Origin of the sequence: Camelimonas lactis (genome assembly GCF_004342915.1) — a bacterium.
GTDB lineage: Bacteria > Pseudomonadota > Alphaproteobacteria > Rhizobiales > Beijerinckiaceae > Camelimonas > Camelimonas lactis.
The window spans coordinates 1-18253 of the sequence record NZ_SLWL01000011.1; the positions used below are offsets into that span (position 1 = coordinate 1).

The 18253-nt window shown below is 67.0% G+C and carries 16 protein-coding genes and 1 tRNA gene; 8 read left to right on the plus strand and 9 right to left on the minus strand.

The genetic code is table 11. The features are described 5' to 3' along the window. Nucleotides 1-192: hypothetical protein (locus EV666_RS18455; protein ID WP_207906409.1), on the minus strand; the 192-nt coding region annotated here is incomplete at its 3' end. 261 nt (nucleotides 193-453) lie between these two features. Between EV666_RS18455 and EV666_RS12385 the strand changes: the two genes are divergently transcribed. Then, a complete protein-coding gene (locus EV666_RS12385; protein WP_132008333.1) occupies nucleotides 454-1674 on the plus strand; it encodes a tyrosine-type recombinase/integrase in 1221 nt (406 codons plus the stop codon). A 102-nt stretch (nucleotides 1675-1776) separates the two neighbouring features. On the opposite strand, the gene EV666_RS12390 is transcribed toward EV666_RS12385, so the two are convergent. The 3 genes from EV666_RS12390 to mnmA form a co-directional block, all read right to left on the minus strand. Next, nucleotides 1777-1853 (minus strand) — tRNA-Met (locus tag EV666_RS12390). A gap of 475 nt (nucleotides 1854-2328) precedes the next feature. Further along, entirely contained in the window at nucleotides 2329-3012 is a 684-nt protein-coding gene (locus EV666_RS12395) for a class I SAM-dependent methyltransferase (protein ID WP_132008336.1), read from the minus strand. Between the two features lie 211 nt (nucleotides 3013-3223). Then, nucleotides 3224-4447, minus strand: coding sequence for a tRNA 2-thiouridine(34) synthase MnmA (gene mnmA, locus EV666_RS12400; RefSeq protein WP_132008339.1), 1224 nt, complete (start codon nucleotides 4445-4447; stop codon nucleotides 3224-3226). A gap of 504 nt (nucleotides 4448-4951) precedes the next feature. On the opposite strand from mnmA, the gene sciP reads away from it, so the two are divergent. Then, the gene (gene sciP / locus EV666_RS12405; protein ID WP_132008342.1) at nucleotides 4952-5227 is read left to right on the plus strand and encodes a CtrA inhibitor SciP; all 276 of its coding nucleotides are present in this window, start codon (nucleotides 4952-4954) and stop codon (nucleotides 5225-5227) included. A gap of 204 nt (nucleotides 5228-5431) precedes the next feature. Here the strand turns inward: sciP and EV666_RS12410 are convergent, their stop codons facing one another. From EV666_RS12410 to EV666_RS12420, 3 genes are all read right to left on the minus strand, one after another. Then, entirely contained in the window at nucleotides 5432-6454 is a 1023-nt protein-coding gene (locus tag EV666_RS12410) for a class I SAM-dependent methyltransferase (protein WP_245514394.1), read from the minus strand. After that, complete coding sequence (locus tag EV666_RS12415) at nucleotides 6451-7446, minus strand: lysylphosphatidylglycerol synthase transmembrane domain-containing protein (protein ID WP_132008345.1); 996 nt, start codon at nucleotides 7444-7446, stop codon at nucleotides 6451-6453. Before EV666_RS12415 ends, EV666_RS12410 begins: the two co-directional genes overlap by 4 nt. Nucleotides 7447-7676: 230 nt before the next feature. Next, nucleotides 7677-8060, minus strand: coding sequence for a flagellar export protein FliJ (locus EV666_RS12420; protein ID WP_132008348.1), 384 nt, complete (start codon nucleotides 8058-8060; stop codon nucleotides 7677-7679). A 547-nt stretch (nucleotides 8061-8607) separates the two neighbouring features. Here EV666_RS12420 and ctrA point away from each other — a divergent pair. Then, nucleotides 8608-9306, plus strand: a complete 699-nt coding sequence (gene ctrA, locus EV666_RS12425; protein ID WP_132008351.1) for a response regulator transcription factor CtrA — start codon at nucleotides 8608-8610, stop codon at nucleotides 9304-9306. Nucleotides 9307-9459: 153 nt separating this feature from the next. Here the strand turns inward: ctrA and chpT are convergent, their stop codons facing one another. Further along, entirely contained in the window at nucleotides 9460-10098 is a 639-nt protein-coding gene (chpT, locus tag EV666_RS12430) for a histidine phosphotransferase ChpT (protein WP_132008354.1), read from the minus strand. Between the two features lie 288 nt (nucleotides 10099-10386). Here chpT and EV666_RS12435 point away from each other — a divergent pair, with 288 nt between their 5' ends. The 4 genes from EV666_RS12435 to EV666_RS12450 all read left to right on the plus strand — a co-directional run bounded on the left by EV666_RS12435 (nucleotide 10387) and on the right by EV666_RS12450 (nucleotide 14746). Further along, on the plus strand, nucleotides 10387-11262 hold the full coding sequence (locus tag EV666_RS12435; protein WP_245514395.1) for a 3'(2'),5'-bisphosphate nucleotidase CysQ family protein: 876 nt from the start codon (nucleotides 10387-10389) through the stop codon (nucleotides 11260-11262). A 231-nt stretch (nucleotides 11263-11493) separates the two neighbouring features. Next, nucleotides 11494-12552: a tryptophan--tRNA ligase gene (trpS, locus tag EV666_RS12440; RefSeq protein ID WP_132008357.1), complete on the plus strand. Its 1059-nt coding sequence runs from the start codon at nucleotides 11494-11496 to the stop codon at nucleotides 12550-12552. Between the two features lie 298 nt (nucleotides 12553-12850). Beyond that, nucleotides 12851-13423 (plus strand): DUF1134 domain-containing protein, encoded by a 573-nt coding sequence (locus tag EV666_RS12445; RefSeq protein ID WP_132008360.1) that lies wholly within the window; start codon nucleotides 12851-12853, stop codon nucleotides 13421-13423. Nucleotides 13424-13636: 213 nt separating this feature from the next. Next, entirely contained in the window at nucleotides 13637-14746 is a 1110-nt protein-coding gene (locus EV666_RS12450; protein ID WP_132008363.1) for a coiled-coil domain-containing protein, read from the plus strand. Nucleotides 14747-15042: 296 nt separating this feature from the next. Here the strand turns inward: EV666_RS12450 and EV666_RS12455 are convergent, their stop codons facing one another. Beyond that, entirely contained in the window at nucleotides 15043-16953 is a 1911-nt protein-coding gene (locus EV666_RS12455) for an acyl-CoA synthetase (protein WP_132008366.1), read from the minus strand. A 221-nt stretch (nucleotides 16954-17174) separates the two neighbouring features. Here EV666_RS12455 and EV666_RS12460 point away from each other — a divergent pair, with 221 nt between their 5' ends. After that, a complete protein-coding gene (locus EV666_RS12460) occupies nucleotides 17175-17816 on the plus strand; it encodes an urease accessory protein UreE (RefSeq protein ID WP_132008369.1) in 642 nt (213 codons plus the stop codon). Nucleotides 17817-18253 lie beyond the last annotated feature (437 nt).

Below are 18253 nucleotides of genomic sequence, written 5' to 3' on the forward strand. Positions count from 1 at the left end.
GCTGCCCGAGGCGTGGAATCGATGCCCACGATGCCGTGGAATCCATGCCCACGATCGCGTGGAATCGATGCCCATCATCCGTGGAATCCGCACGTTGGGGCTCATCCCCAGCAGCTTTGACATAGCCGAAGCCGAGTCCATGCCGATGTCGGTGCGGATTAGTTTTGCTCTCAGAGCGATGTCAGCGGCCATGCCAACTATTCCTTCGTCGCCAGCCTTACGCCAGGCCCGCCGTCGACCGTGGCGCCTGCTTCCAGGAAGATCACGCCGGCGGATTCCAGGGCGGTACGGATGGCCAATAGGTTGTTGGCTTCCCGACCATGCCGAAACTTCCCGCGTTAGGAAACACCGATAGAGTCCAGCATTTTCAGATTACTGAAATTTCACCCTGCATAGGCAACCTCCCTCCCCTACCTGCAATCCACAGCCCATTCGAACAATGGGAAGCTGACAATGCGAGTGCGGCTTAAGGGCATAAACAAGGTGACAATGAAATTGGCCAGCGGCCAAACCGTCACCTATTATTATCATCGTGCATCTGGGAGGCGCCTTGTAGGCGCGCCCGGATCTTCTGCGTTTGTGGCTTCTTTTGGAGATGCCGAAAAATCGCTAGCCGGGCGCACTGACGGCACGCTAGCCGGGCTGGTGTCTTCCTTCGAGAAAACAGCAAAGTGGCGCAAACTCGCCGCAAGCACCCAGATTGAATACAAGCGCGTCTTGAAATTCTGGACGGAAAAGTTCGGCACGGTGCCTCTGGCAGCGTTGGCCAGCAAAACATTCCGAAAGCGCGTCCTCTCGTGGCACGACGACTTTTCTCAGGACAAGCCACGCGAGGCTGACAACAGGGTGACCGTGCTGGCGCGCGTCCTGTCATGGGCGGCGAAGGACAGCGACCTATCCGTTAATGTTCTGGACAGCTTCGAACGGGCTTATTCGAGTGACAGGTCTGACAAGATCTGGTTGCCCGAGCACGTGTCAGCTTTCATGGCGGCCGCAGATTCGCACATGCAGCTTGCGATGGCGCTGGCGCTCCACACGGGGCAACGGCAGGCAGACATCCGCAAGATGGCGTGGTCTCAGTATGACGGACAGCGGATAATCCTGAAGCAAGGCAAGACAGGCCGGTCTGTTAGTGTGCCTTGCACAGCAGCCCTGAAGCAGACGCTCGACCACGCCCCGAAACGCGGTGCGTTGATTCTTCTGACAAAGACCGAGAAGGCATTTCAGAAGCGCTACTTCCATGAGTGCTGGACTGAAGTCGCGTCAGAAGCAGCCAAGGCGCAACCGGATATCGGCGACCTCCACTTCCACGACATCCGCGGCACAACCGTCACGATGTTGTTTGAGGCCGGCTGTACGGTGGCAGAGGTGGCATCGATAACTGGCCACACGCTGCGTCGGGCGCAGGAGATTCTCGACCGCTATCTGGCTCGCACCAGCACCATGGCAACTAACGCAATCGCGAAGTTTGAGGCCGTCCTTCCGGTAGTGAAAAAGGAAGCATCAGCACGTACCGAGGGACCACCTGACAGAGTTGTCGCAAGACCCGCTGTGGATGCGGCGCTGGCAGCCATAATGGAAAGCCGAGGCTTCGGTGAACGCGGTGCCTTCACATGTGCTCGATGTAGGCGTGTTGCATCCGTGTTGCACGGACTGATTTGCACCGATTTGTAACCGTTGAAATTGCACGGCTTTTTTTGCAGCGCCTTACAACGCAAAAACCCGCCAGAACATGGCGGGCCTTCGACTAACATACTGATTCCTCTAAGGGAATTTTGGTAGCGAGGGAGGGACTCGAACCCCCGACACGCGGATTATGATTCCGCTGCTCTAACCAGCTGAGCTACCCCGCCGCAGCGACCCGGCAACCTGTCCAGAAGACGCGGCCGGACCGAAGACAGGGCGGATATAGGGGGGCATCGCGCGCCCTGTCAAGAACGCCGGTCGAGTTATCCTCACATGGCGTTGACGCCGTGCGACGGACCTGGCGGGAAGGGTGAAAACACCGGGGGCTTGCTGGCCCCGTCCCCAAGAGGGCCAGGGGACCCCAAGAGAGGGCCAGGGGCCCCAAGAGAGGGCCAGGGGGCGCCAAGCAACCAGGGAACCCAGGAGGGCCAGGGACCCGGAAGACTGAGGCAAGAGCCCAGAAGCCCGGAAGGCTCAGGGGGCCGAAGGCCGGGGGGCCAGGAAGGTGGGGGGGGCGACATGGCGGGCGGACGGCGCGTCATGAGCTTCGTGCGCCCGCTGCGCCGCGGGGCCTGCTGGGCGCCGCGGGGCCTGCTCGCGCCCGCGCGGCGAATGGCCCTTCGTCCGGCCGGCGCGCGGACCTCAGCCAGCCTTGCGCAACCGCACCAGCTTGAAGAACCCGAAGGGGTTGAGCGGCTGCACGCCAACGCGTGTGAAATCACCGCGCTGGCGGGCCCAGGCGTCGAGACGGGCGATCTTGAAGGCAGAGCTCCAGCCCACCTTGCTGACCAGCGGCGCGACGGCCTCCTCCAGCCGCGCCTGCAGGCCCCCGTCAGCGCCGAAGTGGTTGACGAGGATGATCTCGCCGCCGGGCCTGAGCACGCGCGCGAACTCATCCAGGGCGCCTTCCGGATCGGGCACCAGCGTAATCATCATCTGGGCGCTGACAGCGTCGAAGGCGCCGTCAGGAAAACCCAGATGGCAGCCATCCATCACAACAACGCCCTTCACATGGCCGAGCCCCTGCTCGCGCACCTTGCGCATGGCGAGTTTCAGCATGTCCTCGGACAGGTCCGTGGCGATGACCGAACAATCGCTGGGGTATTCTTCCAGCGACATGCCGGTGCCGGCGCCCACTTCCAGGATGGTCCGGCCACAGGCAAGCCCGGCCTCAACCGCCGCGCGGCGTCCCGGCGCGGTCAGCCGCCGGTAAGTCAGATCATAAACGGGAGCCCAGCGGGCATACGCCTTCTTCATGGACGACGTGTCCGGCTGGCTGAAACCATGCCCGGACGCGTCGTCGCCGTTGCCCGAAGTGGCGCCCATTCAAGTCCCTCCCGCCGGATCACAGAACGTCCCCGGCTTCGCGTTCATATGCCGGCCCTTCCCGAGCTGGCCGCGCCAGCGTCGGAACCGATTCTACACAACAAGCCGGCGCGCGCGACGGATACCTGTCCCACGTTAAGAAAATACGTCGAACCCGGGAGGATAAACGCAGTTTTGACCAGACTGGCCAGGTTCACCGGCTTGCGGGCGGTCAGGCGCCCGCCTGCCGTCCGGCCGCCGGCGCGGGACGGCCATCCGGGCGCGCGCCACTCGCCGCATCAGCCAGCGCCTCGCGCGGGGCGCGGCTGATCACGCCGCCGCCGAGCACCCGGGCCTCCGGCCCGGCGCCGTCATAAATCACACAGGCCTGGCCTGGCGCCACGCCCTCCTCGCCCGCGGCAAGCTCCACCTCGGCCACGCCATCGCGGCGGCGCAGCACGGCCGGCGCGGGGGCGCGGGTTGAACGCACCCGCACCGCCACATCAAGCCCGCCCGCCGGCAGATCATCCCAGGCGCCGTCGCCGATCCAGGACATGTCGCGCAGCTTCACCCGACGCGTCAGCAGCGCCGTGCGCGGGCCAACGATCACCTGTGCGCGGGCGGCGTCCAGCGCCACCACATACAAGGGCTCGCCGCCCGCAAGGCCAAGGCCGCGTCGCTGGCCAACGGTGAAGCGGATGATGCCGTCGTGGCGGCCGAGCACGCGACCGTCGACATGGACGACGTCGCCCGGCGTCGCCGCCTCCGGCCGCAGCTTGCGGATCAGGTCGGCGTAGCCGCCGTTCGGCACGAAACAGATATCCTGGCTCTCGCTCTTTTCGGCGACGGCGAGGCCGTAATGGCGGGCCAGCTCACGGGTCTGGCTCTTGGTCATGCCGCCCAGCGGAAAACGCAGCATGTCGAGCTGCGGCTGGGTGGTGGCGTAGAGAAAATAGGTCTGGTCCTTGTCCGGGTCGGCGGCGCGGAACAGGCCGCGGCGGCCATCCGGCAGCAGGCGGCTGGAGACATAATGGCCAGTGGCCAGCACATGGGCGCCGATATCCACGGCGGTGCGCATCAGATCGGCGAACTTCACCGTGCGGTTGCATTCCACGCAGGGGATCGGCGTCTCGCCGGCCAGATAGCTGTCGGCGAAGCGGTCGATCACCGCTTCCCGGAAGCGGTCCTCATAGTCGAGAACGTAATGGGGAATGCCCAGCCGGTCGGCGACGCGGCGGGCGTCGTGGATATCCTGACCCGCGCAGCAGGCGCCCTTGCGATGCACGGCGGCGCCGTGATCGTATAGCTGCAGGGTGACGCCCGTGACGTCATAGCCCTGATCTTTCAGCAACGCCGCGACAACGGACGAGTCGACGCCGCCCGACATGGCGACGACCACGCGGGTGTCGCGCGGCGCCATGGGAAGATCGAGACTGTTCAGCGGCGTGGCGGACATCGGTTCCTGGCTCTTCAAACTTCGCGGCGGCAACCGCGCCATGATGGCTGAGGCGGACGTCGGCGGCAAACCGCGCAATGCCCGGCGTTCCCGCCTCCCCCGCCGCCATCCGGCGCTGTTCGCGCCCGTGTGATAAACGCAAAGCCGGCGGGGCGCCACCTGCCTGCGTCAGGGCTTACAGGGCGGCGGCGTCGGCCCGGCCCGCGCCATTTCCTGCCCCACTGCCCCTTCTGCCGGCGCGGGCCCGCCATCCATGGTCCAGACCTGCGGAAAAAGTATGACCGGAACGTTCCTGGCGCCACGGCTCACGCCCCCTGGCGTCCCGCGCCGGCACAGGCGACGGCTGCAAGGTCATCCGGAGACATCATTCCGAAGCGCGCTGGAAACACACTGTTCACCACGTTCCATCGCGGGAATACCCAAGGTTTTGCTTTAGGCAATTCTTAAAACAGCGCGTGCCAGATTGCCTTCATCGACATGGATCATTGAGTGTATGAGCGTACCATGAGCGAAACCCACCGCCCGAGGGTCAAATACGTGATCGGGCCAGACGGCAGTCCGCTCACCATCGCGGACCTGCCGCCTCCGGACACAAGACGCTGGGTTATCCGCCGCAAGGCGGAAGTGGTCGCCGCCGTTCGCGGCGGCCTCCTGAGCCTGGAAGAGGCCTGCAGCCGCTACACGCTGACGGTTGAGGAGTTCCTCAGCTGGCAGATGTCGATCGACCAGCATGGCCTTGCCGGACTGCGCACCACGCGCATCCAGCTTTACAGGCAGTGAAACGGCGGTCCCCGCAGGCTTCGGCCTGGCGGGGACAGCGCCGTTTCTGGAGCCCTGGCCGCCGCAAGGCGGCTTTTTTCATGTCCGGGCAGCATCTCCTGCTCCATCCCGCATGCCTGACCACACTGGATGAGGCCGCCGCATTGGGTCCCGGTGAAGGAGTTCCGGTGAAGGAGTTCTGGCGCACCTGGCGGCAGGCCCAGGTCAAGCGGGATGGGCGCGGCGCCCCGGGGCCTGACCGTCGTCCTGTCCGGCGACCGGCGCGGCCGTCTTGCGCAGCCACAGGCTGGTTTCCATGGCGCCCTCCGCCAGCGGCAGCCAGCCAACAGCCGCCTGAACCTCGTCGGGCAGGTTGCGGCTGGCCCAGTGGCTGGCGAAAACCAGCTCATACCCCCCGCCCTGCAACAGGGCGCCGACAGCGGTCTGCTCATTGTAGCCGCGCCAGGTCCAGCTTTCCGGATAGGGATCGGGCAGGAAGACATCGTGGATGTGGACATAAACGCCCGCGGGCAGGCGCGGCAGCACGTCGAGCAGCAGCACGTCCACGTCGGAGCCGGGCATGGCGATGTGGCTGGAGTCGATGAACAGGATGTCGTTGGCGCCCAGACCGGCGAACAGGCCGCGATCCACGTCCTCCACCAGAGCGGCGATATGGCGGGCGCCCGTTTCCGCCAAAGCGGCGCGCGGCGCGGGGTCAATGGCCAGCAGCGTCGCCGGATCGGCGCCCATGTCGGCAAGCGCCCGGGCCAGGAAGCGGGTGGAGTGACCCGAGCCGATCTCGATGATGCGCGCCGGACGCAGCCGCCGCGCCATGGCGTAGACCGCCGCCGCGTCGAGACGGGGAAACCAGCTCTGGCCCCAGCGCAGACCCGGGCCAGACGGCGGGATGGCGCGCAAGGCCATGCGCAGGCGGGCGATGTCCGCCAGCAGCGCCGTCATGCGCGGCGCCGCCGCGTGGAACAGCGGCTCCAGCGCCGGATAGGCGGGACGCGCCTGCGGGCGGGCGTGACGGTAGGGAATGAACCAGCCGCCGCCAGCCTGGCCCGACAGCGCCCGCAGCCCGAGCCGCAGCCGGCGCAGACGTTTGCGCGCGCCGGGACCGAATGGACGCAGCAACTGGTCGGCGACCCGGGCGCGCCAGGCGCGAAGGATGGCTGAACTGGCTTTTGCCCCGGCGACCGGATCAAACCCCGGTTGCGGCGCGGGATCGGGGCCACTGCGGCTCACCCGGCGGCCCCGTCATGGGGACTGCCGCCCTGCCGTTCCTTGCCGGCTTCGGCCAGGCGCTCCTGCATGACCTTCGACAGGCGGGAGCGCTCGAACAGCACAACGACCACCAGCGAGAAGGCCAGCGGGATCAGCAGGTAAAGCAGACGGAACACCAGCAGCGCCGCCAGCACGTCGGCCTTGGGCACGCCGGGCATGGCCATGATGAACACCGCCTCGAGCACGCCGATGCCGCCTGGCGCATTGGAGGCCAGGGCGACGCAGAACGACGCCACAAACACGCCCAGAACGATGAAGAAGCCCGGATTGTAAACGTCGGGCAGGGCGAAATAGATGATGCCGGCGGCGCCAATCAGCTCCAGCGGCGCGGCGAAAAGCTGGCGGACGACGATCGGCATGCGCGGATAGACGATCGAGAAATTGCCGATGCGCCAGGGGCGGAATTCCTTCCACGAGCCATAAACGTAAAGCGCGACGAGCAGCAGCAGGACGACGCCGGTTCCAAACGCCCAGTTCTGGGGAATGTTGAACAGGCGCTGGATGATGTCCGGCTCGCCGACCAGCACCAGGCCGCCCAGCAGCACCGCGCCGAAGCCGAAGGTGAAGGAGCACAACGCCACCAGCACGCCGACCTCGGCGAGGCTAAGCCCCATGGCGCCATAGGCGCGCAGCCGCACCATGGCGCCGGAGAACACCGAGGCGCCGATATTGTGGGACAGGGCGTAAGTGGTGAAGGACACCAGCGAGATCGCCGGCCAGGGCAGATGTTTGCCCAGATGCAACAGGGCGATGCGGTCGTACCAGGCCAGGGCGCCGTAGGCGACGATGGTGGCGAAAATCGCCCCCACCCAGTTCTTCAGCGGAATGGCGCGGATGGCGCCGGAAATCTCGGCCAGGGAAATGCCGGACAATTCGCGATACAGCAGCCAGCCCGCGAACACGACCGCGCACAGGCCGACAATGGGCCAGATGTAATCTGCGTACTTTCTCATTTGCCAGCCGGCCCGGGGTCATGCGCGCCGGAAGGAAAGTGCGCGCCATTGCAGGTGTGCCCCAGCGCCGGAGACGCCGCAAGCCAGAACTTCAGATGGGAGGAAATGAACGGGTTACAAGGCCCTGGACCCAGGGCCGTGGCCCGAAGGGGCGTGGCCGGAGGTCGCGGCGCCGCGCCGCTGGCGACGGCGTTGCGCTCCCGGGCGGCGGCGCGAGAGGCCGGCCGCGATCAGGCCCCCAGACGGGCGGCGCGAACCGGGCCGGGGCGCCACTCGTCCGCCGCGCGCTCGCGATCGTCCATGGCCTCGGCGGCCTTCAGGTCCTCCTGCGCTTCATCCAGTTCAGCGCGGGCGTCATGCAACTGCGCCTTCAGTTCGCCGGCGGAGCGCAGCAGGTTGTCCCGCCGGGTGCGGGAGGCGGCGGCGTAGGTTGAATAGGCGAAATGCTCCGGGTCGGTGATGCCGGTTCTCGCCTCTTCCTGACCAATCTCACGCTCCAGTTCGGCGGCCATGCGCTCGAACTCGGCCGCCATGGTCTCGATCTGCATGACGCGACGGCGTTTGCCATCGGCCTGAAAGCGCTTGAGCCGCAGCAATGTATCACGCGATTTCATGAGCGTCCCTGGCTCCCCGTCCAAGGCCGGCGACGCGCCCGGCCATGTGCAGCCTCCTTAAAGGCGTGCGGCGTTTCACCGGGTGGGCCGGCGCCACGCGTGGCGGGGGCTTGCGCCGCTGGCGCCAAACCTCAGGGCACAATGCCTTGGGAAGGTTGAGCCTTCCTTACCGCGTGGCGGCGGCTGTCCACATGGCGCCCTGGTTCTGGCGCCTGTTGGCAACATTTTGTTTACCATTGACGACCAGATTGGCATGACCGACGCCGGGCCGCGACAGATGCGCAGGCCGGAGTCGCCAGAATCACTTGCGCCGATTCGTTAATCCAGTTCGTTAACTATTTTCTGGAACCTAAAAATCTGATTTCTCAACAGCATGGACACATTTTTGTCACCACCTGACAGTCGACCTTGCTAGCCTGAATCAGATTTTGTTAACCGTTAGTGGTTAGCGTTTCGAATCGGATCGACAGGGCGGCCAGCGCCGGTAGCGGCGACGGCGGCCATGGAGGGCGCATGCCCATAACCGATACGACGTTGGGGAGCCGAGATGCGCGTTCTGCTCATTGAAGACGACAGCGCGACAGCGCAGAGCATTGAGCTTATGCTCAAGTCCGAGAGCTTCAATGTCTATGTCACCGATCTCGGTGAGGAAGGCGTCGACCTCGGCAAACTGTATGACTACGACATTATCCTGCTGGACCTGAACCTGCCGGACATGTCGGGCTACGAGGTGCTGCGCTCGCTGCGCGTCGCCAAGGTGAAGACGCCGATCCTGATCCTGTCCGGCCTCGCCGGCACGGAAGACAAGGTGCGGGGCCTCGGCTTCGGCGCCGACGACTATCTGACCAAGCCGTTCCACAAGGACGAGCTGATCGCCCGCATCCACGCCATCGTCCGGCGCTCGAAGGGCCACGCCCAGTCGGTGATCATCACCGGCGACCTGGTGGTCAACCTGGACGCCAAGACAGTGGAAGTGAGCAGCCAGCGCGTGCATCTGACCGGCAAGGAATACCAGATGCTGGAGCTGCTCAGCCTGCGCAAGGGCACGACGCTCACCAAGGAGATGTTCCTGAACCATCTCTATGGCGGCATGGACGAGCCCGAGCTGAAGATCATCGACGTCTTCATCTGCAAGCTGCGCAAGAAGCTGGCCAACGCCTCCTACGGCAAGAACTACATCGAGACGGTCTGGGGCCGCGGCTACGTGCTGCGCGAGCCGGCCGGCGAGGAGCGGATCTCCGCCTGAAAAGCCTGAAGAACGGTCGGCGGAGGCATGAAATCGCCCGCCGGACATGAGCGGATGCACCGAACGCGGGAGGCTTCAGCCTCGCCGCGTTTTTTGCTGTCCGGGCGCGGGAGCAGGCGGGCGCCGCCGCGCGCCTCGCCCCGCCGGCGCGGTTCAGCCCGCGGGCGTCACGTTGATGGTCACCACATCCCCCTGGATGGCGAAGGCGACGGCCATGCCCGCCGCGCGGGCAATCAGGCCGGCATAGTAGGGCTGGATGGCGTGGGCGTCCACGGAGCCGCTGGCCGGGGCGCCGGCGATCAGCTCTTCCGCGTGTGGCGGAATGCGGGCGTTCACGCCCTGGGCGCGCACGGTAAAGGCGCGACCTTCCGGGCCGATCTCCACATGGAGCTGGCCGCCGCGCGGAATGGCGGTGGCGGCGATCAGCAGCACGTTCAGCAGCAGCTTCACCCGGTTCTTGGGCAACAGCAGCCGGGGGCCGGACCAGTCGAGCCGGGTCTTGTCGTCGGAAAAGAAATTGCGCGCCACCTGCTCGGCGTCGCCGGTGTCGATCTCCGCGCCGGCCGAACCGGCGGCGCCAAAGGCGATGCGGCACAGTTGCAGGCGGGCGGACGCCTGGCGGGCGCTTTTGGCGATCAGCTCCTGGGCGAATTCGCGCATGGAGGGATCTTTTTCATCCTCCAGAACCTCCAGCCCATTGACGATGGCGCCGACGGGGCTGATCACATCGTGGCACACCCGGCTGCACAGCAGGGCGGCGAGGTCGAGCGCGTCGAGGCTCACAGGATTCATCTCGATCTCCGGCGCGGGCAGCGCCGGGCGCGGCTCCGCTATGCAAGAAGAAGGGGCGCAGGAAGCCTGACCGGCCGGGGCGCCGCGATCGCGCGAGCAGGCCGGCCATCCCGACGGTCGAAAGCCGCCCGCAGACGCCGGGGGGAAATCACTCCCGCAGTGAACCGGATGTGTTACATGGCGGCGCGGCGCTGGCAATCTGGCGTGAAGCCCGTCGCGGCCAGCCCGCCCTGGGGCTTCACCTCAGACGCGCGCTTTACAGAATAATGCTCTGTGCGGGGAAACACGATGGCAGCGATGGAACCGGAGATGGCGTTCACCGACGAAGCTGGAAATCTGCGCCTCAATGAGGCGGGGCGCGACGCCATCGCACGCGAGCTCGCATACGTCGCCATCGCCGCCGGAAAGTTGATTCGCGACATCACCGCGCGCGGCGTCGTCGCCAGCGAGAAGCCGGACGGCAGCGCCTGCACCGACGCCGACGTGGCGGCGGAGCGGCTGATCGTCGCCGAACTGGCGCGGCGGTTTCCTGGCGTCGCCGTGGTGGGCGAGGAAACCGCGTCGGCAGCCAGCGGGCCGCTGCCCGCGCTGTTTTTCCTCGTCGATCCGATCGACGGCACCAGCGAGTTCGTCGCCGGCGGCGACGGTTACACGGTGAACATCGCCCTCATTCATGACGGCGCGCCCATCGCCGGGGTCATCCTCGCCCCGGCGCAGGCGCGGGCGTGGACCGGCGGCGCCACGGCGCACGCCGCCGACGCCGTGCTGAACACGCCGGCCGGCGCCCTGGCCTGGCGCTCCCTGCATACGCGCCCGGCGCCGGAGGACGGCCTCGTCGCCCTGGCCAGCGCCCGCCATGGCGACGCCGCCACCGAGGCCTGGCTGGCGAGGATGCCGGTGAGCGCCCGGCGCAACGCCTCATCATCACTGAAATTCTGCGTCATCGCCGCCGGCGAGGCCGACGTTTATCCGCGCTTCGGCCGGACGATGGAATGGGACACCGCCGCCGGCCAGGCGGTGCTGACGGCGGCGGGCGGCGTGGTGACGGAACCGGATGGCCGGATGTTCCGCTATGGCGACTGGCGCGGCGGCTTCGCCAATGGCCCGTTCATCGCCTGGGGCGACCCGCTGGCGGCCCTGACGCACGCGGGGCCAAAAGCCTGACCCGAATGAGAAACCTGCGGAAACCTGATCTGAAGGGCGGCTTGACTCCAGCGCCTGCCCGCCCCATCAAGCGGGTATGAACCGCCGTTTCGCCATGCTTCGCAACTGGCGCCGCTCCCCATAAGGAGCGGTCGGGCATTCATGCACATGAGGTTCGGGCCGCCGCGTCGGGCGGCCTTTTTTGTTTTTCCGTTCGGCGTGGCGCGCCTGCCCCCCAACGGAGAACAGCCAATGACCACCTGCGCCACCTCAACCAGTTGCGCCGCGCCAACAAACAGCGCCGCCTCCGCCGGCCGCCCGGTCGTCCTCACCGGTGACCGCGCCACCGGCCCACTGCATCTGGGCCATTACGCCGGCTCGCTGCGCAACCGCCTCGCCCTGCAGGAAACCCACGACCAGTACCTGCTGCTGGCCGATTCCCAGGCGCTGACCGACAATGCCGGCGACATCGCCAAAGTGCGCGACGCGGTGATGGAGATCGCGCTCGACTACCTCGCGGTCGGCGTCGATCCAGCCAAAAGCACCATCTGCCTGCAATCGCAGCTGCCGGCGCTGGCCGAGCTGTCGATGCTGTACCTGAACTTCGTCACCGTGGCGCGGCTGGAGCGCAACCCGACCATCAAGGACGAAATCCGCGCGCGCGGTTTCGGCCGCGACATCCCCGCCGGCTTTCTCTGCTATCCGGCCGCCCAGGCCGCAGACATCACCGCCTTCCGCGCCACGCTCGTGCCGGTTGGCGCCGACCAGGCGCCGCTGATCGAGCAGTCCAACGAGATTGTCCGCCGCATCAACGCAACCGCCGGCGTCCCGGTGTTGCCGGAAGCGGAGGCGCTGATACCGGCGGCGGGACGGCTGCCGGGGATCGACGGCCGCAACAAGATGAGCAAATCATCCGGCAACGCCATTCCGCTCTCGGCCACGCCTGAACAGATCGCGGCGGCGGTGCGCGCCATGTTCACCGACCCGCAACATCTGCGCGCCGCCGACCCGGGACGCGTCGAGGGCAACGTGGTGTTCGCCTTTCTCGACGCCTTCGACCCGGACGCGGCGGAGGTGGCGCGGCTCAAGGAGCACTATCAACGCGGCGGACTGGGCGACGCATTGCTGAAACGCCGGCTGGACGATCTGCTGCAGGGGTTGCTGGCCCCCATTCGCGCCCGCAGGGCGGCCCTGGCCCGTGATCCCGGCCATATCCGGGCGGTGATTCGGCAGGGCGTGCAGCGCGCCCGCGCCATCACCGGGCAAACCCGCGACGAGGTTTTCGGCGCTTTGGGGCTGTTTCAGCCCTGATCGGGCAGCTTGTCAGGAGGCGGATCGCTTTTTTTCTTCCAATGGCAACGAATTCTACGCAATTCACCTGACATGCTGGGCCGGAACGGACACGTTTCGGCCAAGGATGGGAGGCAGTTTCCATATTGTCTTTCACGCCTGCGGCGCGGCGACGTCCGCGGGGTTTTCAGTCATGCCTCCTGTCTGGGGGCGCCGTCTGGCCTGGAGCCCGGCGGCCATGACCGGAAACGTCGTTACACCCCGACTCTGGCATGGCGGCGCCTCCGCTCCGCCCTGTCCAAACCCGAGGCTGAATTCCATGAAAGCAACCCTGAGAGCCCTGCTGATCTTCATGGCGGCGCTGCTGTCGGCGCCGGCGTTCGCACAGGGCCCCCGGATCCAGCAACACGAGACATTCCAGCCTGAGGAAATCGTTCAGGCTGGCCACAGTTTCTTCGGCACCGTGTCGCGCGGCATCGCACTGACCGTTCAGGAAGCGTTCCGGCGCTGGGGCGCGCCCAACGGCTACATCCTTGGGCAGGAAGGCTCCGGCGCCCTGATTGGCGGGCTGCGCTATGGCGAGGGCGTGCTTTACACGCGCAACGCGGGCCAGATGAAGGTGTTCTGGCAGGGGCCCACCGTTGGCTTCGATGTGGGCGGCGAAGGCGCGCGCACCATGATGCTGGTCTACAACCTGCCCTCCATGGACGGCATATTCCGGCGGTTCCTCGGCCTTGACGGCTCGGCCTATTTCATTGGCGGCTTCGGCCTGACGGCGGCCGTGGCGGATAATATGGTTGTGGTGCCCATCCGCTCTGGCGTCGGCGCGCGCCTCGGCGTCAATATCGGGTATCTGAAGTTCACGCCGACCGCGACCTGGAACCCCTTCTGATGTGTGACGGGCGCGCGCCCATTCAGGAGAAAACTTGTATAAAAGGCGCATCCGGCAATAATCCTGGCGCGACCCAGAAATAAAACCGGACGCTGAAAACAGGTTCGGCGCGACAAAACTGAACCCGGCGCGCAGGCTATATTTGTTAGCGCGGGCCGAATCTGGTTTTCTGGCAACTGTCGCCGCACAGGCCGTTCTGACAGGGAGTCACTGGTGGTCGAGCAATCGATGTTCTTCGCGCTTGGCTTTCTGGTCGCCGGGTTTATCGCCGTGTTGCTGACCTCGGCGCTGAACCAGCGGGCAGAGCGGCTGGCCAATCGCCGCATGCGGGCGATGTTTCCCGTCTCCCTGGAAGAGGTGGCGGCGGAGCGCGACCACCTGCGGGCGGAATTCGCCGTGGCCACGCGCAACATGGAGCGCAAGCAAAACCGTTTGCGTGAAGAAAAGGCCGCGGCGCTGGGCGACGCTGGCAAACAGCTTTCCTTCGCCAATGCGCTGAAACGTGAGCTGGATGAAGCCCGCGCCAGGCTGTCGTCGCTGGAGGCGGTGCACGCGGATCTCAAAACCGACCTCGCTGAAGCCCGCAAACAGGTGGAAACCACAACGACGGACCGGACCTCCCTGGACGCGGAGCTTGCCTCCGCCCGCGCCGAAAAGGAGCGGCTGACGCGCGAACAGGCTGACGCCGTCAAGCGCATCGAAAGCCAGCGCGTGGCCATCGCCGAACTGGAGCAGCGGATCAGCGCCATTTCGGCGGCGGCCGGCGAACAGAAGCGTCTGGCGGAACGGCGCGCCGATGAGCTGCTGGTTGAGCAGAACGCGGTGCGGACGCTTCAGGAAACCCTGGCCAGCCACCGCGCCAACGCCGCCCGCCTGGCTGACCGGGTCGCGGCCCTGGAAAAGACCCGGGACGAGGCCCGCGCCGCCAACGGCGCCGTTGGCAAGCTGGAAGCCGAAATCCGCTCCCTGCGCGAGCGCCTCGCCCAGACCCAGGGCGAATGCCAGACGCTTCGCCACAAACTGGCGGCCGAAAGCGCCTCGCGCCCGGCCGGAGCAGCCGGCGCGCCGGAAGCCGGGGCCAGCGACGGAAAGCAGGACGCGGTGATGGCGGACATCGCCAGGCTGCAAACCGAGCTGGCGCGCGCGGCAAAGGGCGGAAGCGTAATGGACAGCGCCGACGGCGCCCTGCGCCAGCGCATCGTTGATGTCGCCGACGCAATCATGGCGCGGCCCGACGCCGAAGCCCCCGCCGCCCCCAGGCGGCGCGCCAGCCGGGCCGCGCGACCGGAAGCCCGCGCCGGGGCGCGCAAGAGCGCTTCCTGAGAAGAGGCTGGAGCGACGCGGCGGGCAGGCCGGTTCCCAGGGCTGACGGAAACAGGGCGGAGCGCGCACACGCGCCTCGTCTGGCGCCTCCCAACGTCTGGCGCCTCGCCGCGTCATCTCCCGTCCGATGCGGCGCGCGCCGGTTTGGCGACAGGTGGACACGTTCATGGCCGCCGGGATTGGCGTGGGCGGAACCGTTCCGGCCATGACGCGTGGAGGCGGGATCGCCGGACCTGCGCATCTCCAGACGGGCAGCGGCGCATCAGCCAGGCCGGTCTGACGCGCCGCGAGCCGGTTCAGGACAGCGCCGCCGTCCGCGCCTCGATGACGTGGCGCAATTGCAGCTTGTCGAGCTGGCGCCCCAGGTCGTCGAGCGCGTCCTGCCCCGCCCCGGCGATGCGCAGGGTGGCCAGCACGCCATGCCTGGGGTGGGGCGCCACTTCCACATCAATATCGGCGCCCTCGCCCAGCACGGCCCGGGCCATGCGGGCCAAAGTGGTCTCGGCCGCCATCAGCCGCAACTGCGGCTTGAAAATCTTGCCGACCGCGGTCACCGGCATCTGCGGCAGAATGAAGATTTCGGCCGGCACGGCGGCGCGCTCCGGGATCAGGCCGCGGATGAACTCGCGGATTTCTTCCGGGTCAGCGTCGGCGCCGGCCTTGAGCTGGACGAACCCCACCGGCATCTCGCCGGCGTAGGCGTCGGGCCGGCCGACAGCCGCGCCCGCCTCCACCGCCGGATGGGCGTGCAGGGCCTCCTCAATCACCACCGGATCAATATTGTGGCCGCTGCGGATGATGATGTCCTTGGCGCGGCCTGTCAGCCAGACGTAGCCGTCCTCGTCCATGCGGCCGAGGTCACCGGTATCGAGCCAGCGCCCGCCTTCGCTCCACGCCGGACGTTGCTCGTCATCCGCCGGCCGCACCCAGGCTTTGGCGTCCTGGTCCGGGTCAGTGTAGCCGCCGAAAACCTGCGGGCCGCGCACCAGCACGCTGCCGATTTCGTTGGGCGCGCAAACCCGGGTCACCTTGCCGTCGACGACTTCCGCGACAATCACTTCAGAGAACGGCAGGCGCACGCCAATGGAGCCGAGGCGGCATTCGCCTGCGCCCGGGTTCATGGTGGCGAAGCCGTGGGTTTCGGTCATGCCCCAGCCTTCCATCATGGGCACGCCAAGCCTGGCGCTCACCGCCCGGGCCACTTCCGGCGCGATGCCCGACCCGCCGCTCTGGGTAATCCGTAGCGAACTGACGTCATGGCCATCGACCGGCACATTCAGCGCCGCCCCCCAGCTGGTGGGCACCATGCCGAGGCAGGTGGCCCGGAAACGGGCGACGTGAGCCCACAGGTTTTGCACCACCAGTGGATTGCGATAGCCGGCCGAGGTCATGATGACGATGGTCGCGCCCTGGCTCAGCGGCGCCAGGCCGGCGCAGGTGGCCCCGCCCACGTGGAATGGCGGCAGGCCGTTCAGCAGCACCTGCTCATCGCCGGGTCCAACCAGAATGGCGAGCGCGTTGGTCCAGCTTTGGGTCAGCAGGCCGCGCTGGGTGTGGCGGGCCAGCTTGGGGGCGCTGGTGGTGCCGCCGGTGTGGAACAGCGACGCCGTATCGTCCAGCGAGACGTCGCGGGTGAAGTCCAGCCGGTCGCCGTTGTAACGGGTCAGCTCCGTGTCGAAGTGCAAGGCGTCGACGCCCGGGCGCTCCGCCGGCCCGCCAATGCGCATCACCGCCTTCAGTCCCGGAATTTCGTGGCGAATCTGCTCGATGCGGTCCCAGACGCCCGGCAGCACGTCGGGATCGGGACCAATCAGCACCTTGCAACCGGCGCTGCGCAGCAGGGCGACCAGATGCTCTTTCTCCAGCATGAAATTGATGGGGTTGGCGACGCCGGCGACCTGGGCGCCGAACATGGCGGTGAAGGTCGCCGGCCAGATCGGCATCAACATGGAAACCGCGTCCTGTGGCTCGACGCCCAGCGCGCGGAACATGTTGGCGGCCTGGGTGATCTGGCGGCCGAACTGCGCGTAGGTGATGTCCTGCGTTTCCTCGTCAGGACGGCCCTCGCGCAACAGGCGAAAAGCCAGCCGGTCGGGATTTCGGGCGCAGGCGTTTTGCAAACGCTCGTAAACGCTGCGCTCGGGCACATGGACGCTGAGCGGCGTCCGCTCCAGTTCCTCGACCTCGGCAAGATTACGCAAGACCATGGGACCCCTCCGGCAAATATTTGTTATTTGATATCCGAAACCGGAAGATGAGCAGGGTCGGCGCCGGGAATCAACCAGTATTTCGGCTACTACGCCGGCGCCCGCGACCGCCTCGGCCGGCGCCCGCGGATCGGGGACTTCCGGCCCGCCCGGAGGGGAGATTTTCAACGCGGGGCGCAGGCGTGCTATGAGGGGAAAACTCTTTCGGGTCAGGAACCGTCATGCCACGCGCCACCGCCATCACCCGCCGCGCCGCCGTCAAGGCCGACCGCGTCGTCGACACCATCACGCTCGATCACCGGGCCCGCGACCTGCAGGCGGGGGAAGCTGGACCGTTGCGCGGCGACGGCGGCCTGCCCGTCGATCTGGCGCTGCCCGGCGCCGCGCTGCTCCACGATGGCGACGCCCTGAAGCTGGAGGACGGCAGCCTGGCGCTGGTGCGGGCCGCCGCCGAGCGGGTGCTGGAAGTGCGGGCGGAGAACCCGGCCCGGTTGCTGCGCGCCGCCCTGCTGGCCGGCGGCGCCCATGTGCTGGCCCAGGCGGAAGCGGACGCGCTTTATATCCTGCCGGACGGCGCGCTGGCCGAGGCCATCCGCGGCCTCGGCTGCGCGGTGACGCCGGTGGAGCGCCCCTTCAGTCCCGACCGGGCCGCAGCGCATGACTGTTGCGGGCATGATCACGGACACCACCATCATGGGCATGACCACGGGCACGGGCATGAGCGCGCCCAACACGCCCACGATCATGACCACAAGCATGAGCATGGCCATGGCTGCGGCTGCGGTCACGACCATCATGATCATGACCACGATCACGGACATGATCACGCGCACGGCCACCATCACGGGCATGCGCACAAATAAGGTCGGCGCCCCGCCCCATAACGTAAGGGCATGGCTGCCGCGATTTTGACTTGATGAGCCCCGCGCCACAGGCATGATGGCGTGAGGGCCCGCCGGCTCGCGGACATGAGGCGCCAGCGCGGGCATGGGGAGCCCAAGTTTCGTGAGGAGAAGCACGCGACCCGCGCGCGACAACCGCGCGGAACGTGCGCCAGGGTAGAAAGATGGAGCGTCCCCTGTGAGCCGGTTTCACCGGGAATGCCCGCAAATGAAGAAGGCCGCGCGCCGCCAGGCGCCAAAACAGGCCGGTCAGGGAGCTAACGACAGTGATGCGTGAGAGGGCCAGCAACGCGCCTCCAGCCGGAGGAACCGCGTCCAGGATCATGACGCCAGCGACAGGCAGATACCCGAGAGCAGGCAGCGCGCGCTTCGCCAGTCGCAGCCGCGCCAGGCGCGCC

What these genes read in the sequence shown, in the direction of transcription:
- chpT (WP_132008354.1), bottom strand. Translation starts at nt 10,098, where the DNA reads ATGAATCCTGTGAGCCTCGACGCGCTCGACCTCGCCGCCCTGCTGTGC.
- sciP (WP_132008342.1), top strand. Translation starts at nt 4,952, where the DNA reads ATGAGCGAAACCCACCGCCCGAGGGTCAAATACGTGATCGGGCCAGAC.
- EV666_RS12460 (WP_132008369.1), top strand. Translation starts at nt 17,175, where the DNA reads ATGCCACGCGCCACCGCCATCACCCGCCGCGCCGCCGTCAAGGCCGAC.
- EV666_RS12435 (WP_245514395.1), top strand. Translation starts at nt 10,387, where the DNA reads ATGGCAGCGATGGAACCGGAGATGGCGTTCACCGACGAAGCTGGAAAT.
- ctrA (WP_132008351.1), top strand. Translation starts at nt 8,608, where the DNA reads ATGCGCGTTCTGCTCATTGAAGACGACAGCGCGACAGCGCAGAGCATT.
- EV666_RS12445 (WP_132008360.1), top strand. Translation starts at nt 12,851, where the DNA reads ATGAAAGCAACCCTGAGAGCCCTGCTGATCTTCATGGCGGCGCTGCTG.
- EV666_RS12395 (WP_132008336.1), bottom strand. Translation starts at nt 3,012, where the DNA reads ATGGGCGCCACTTCGGGCAACGGCGACGACGCGTCCGGGCATGGTTTC.
- mnmA (WP_132008339.1), bottom strand. Translation starts at nt 4,447, where the DNA reads ATGTCCGCCACGCCGCTGAACAGTCTCGATCTTCCCATGGCGCCGCGC.
- EV666_RS12415 (WP_132008345.1), bottom strand. Translation starts at nt 7,446, where the DNA reads ATGAGAAAGTACGCAGATTACATCTGGCCCATTGTCGGCCTGTGCGCG.
- EV666_RS12455 (WP_132008366.1), bottom strand. Translation starts at nt 16,953, where the DNA reads ATGGTCTTGCGTAATCTTGCCGAGGTCGAGGAACTGGAGCGGACGCCG.
- trpS (WP_132008357.1), top strand. Translation starts at nt 11,494, where the DNA reads ATGACCACCTGCGCCACCTCAACCAGTTGCGCCGCGCCAACAAACAGC.
- EV666_RS12420 (WP_132008348.1), bottom strand. Translation starts at nt 8,060, where the DNA reads ATGAAATCGCGTGATACATTGCTGCGGCTCAAGCGCTTTCAGGCCGAT.
- EV666_RS12385 (WP_132008333.1), top strand. Translation starts at nt 454, where the DNA reads ATGCGAGTGCGGCTTAAGGGCATAAACAAGGTGACAATGAAATTGGCC.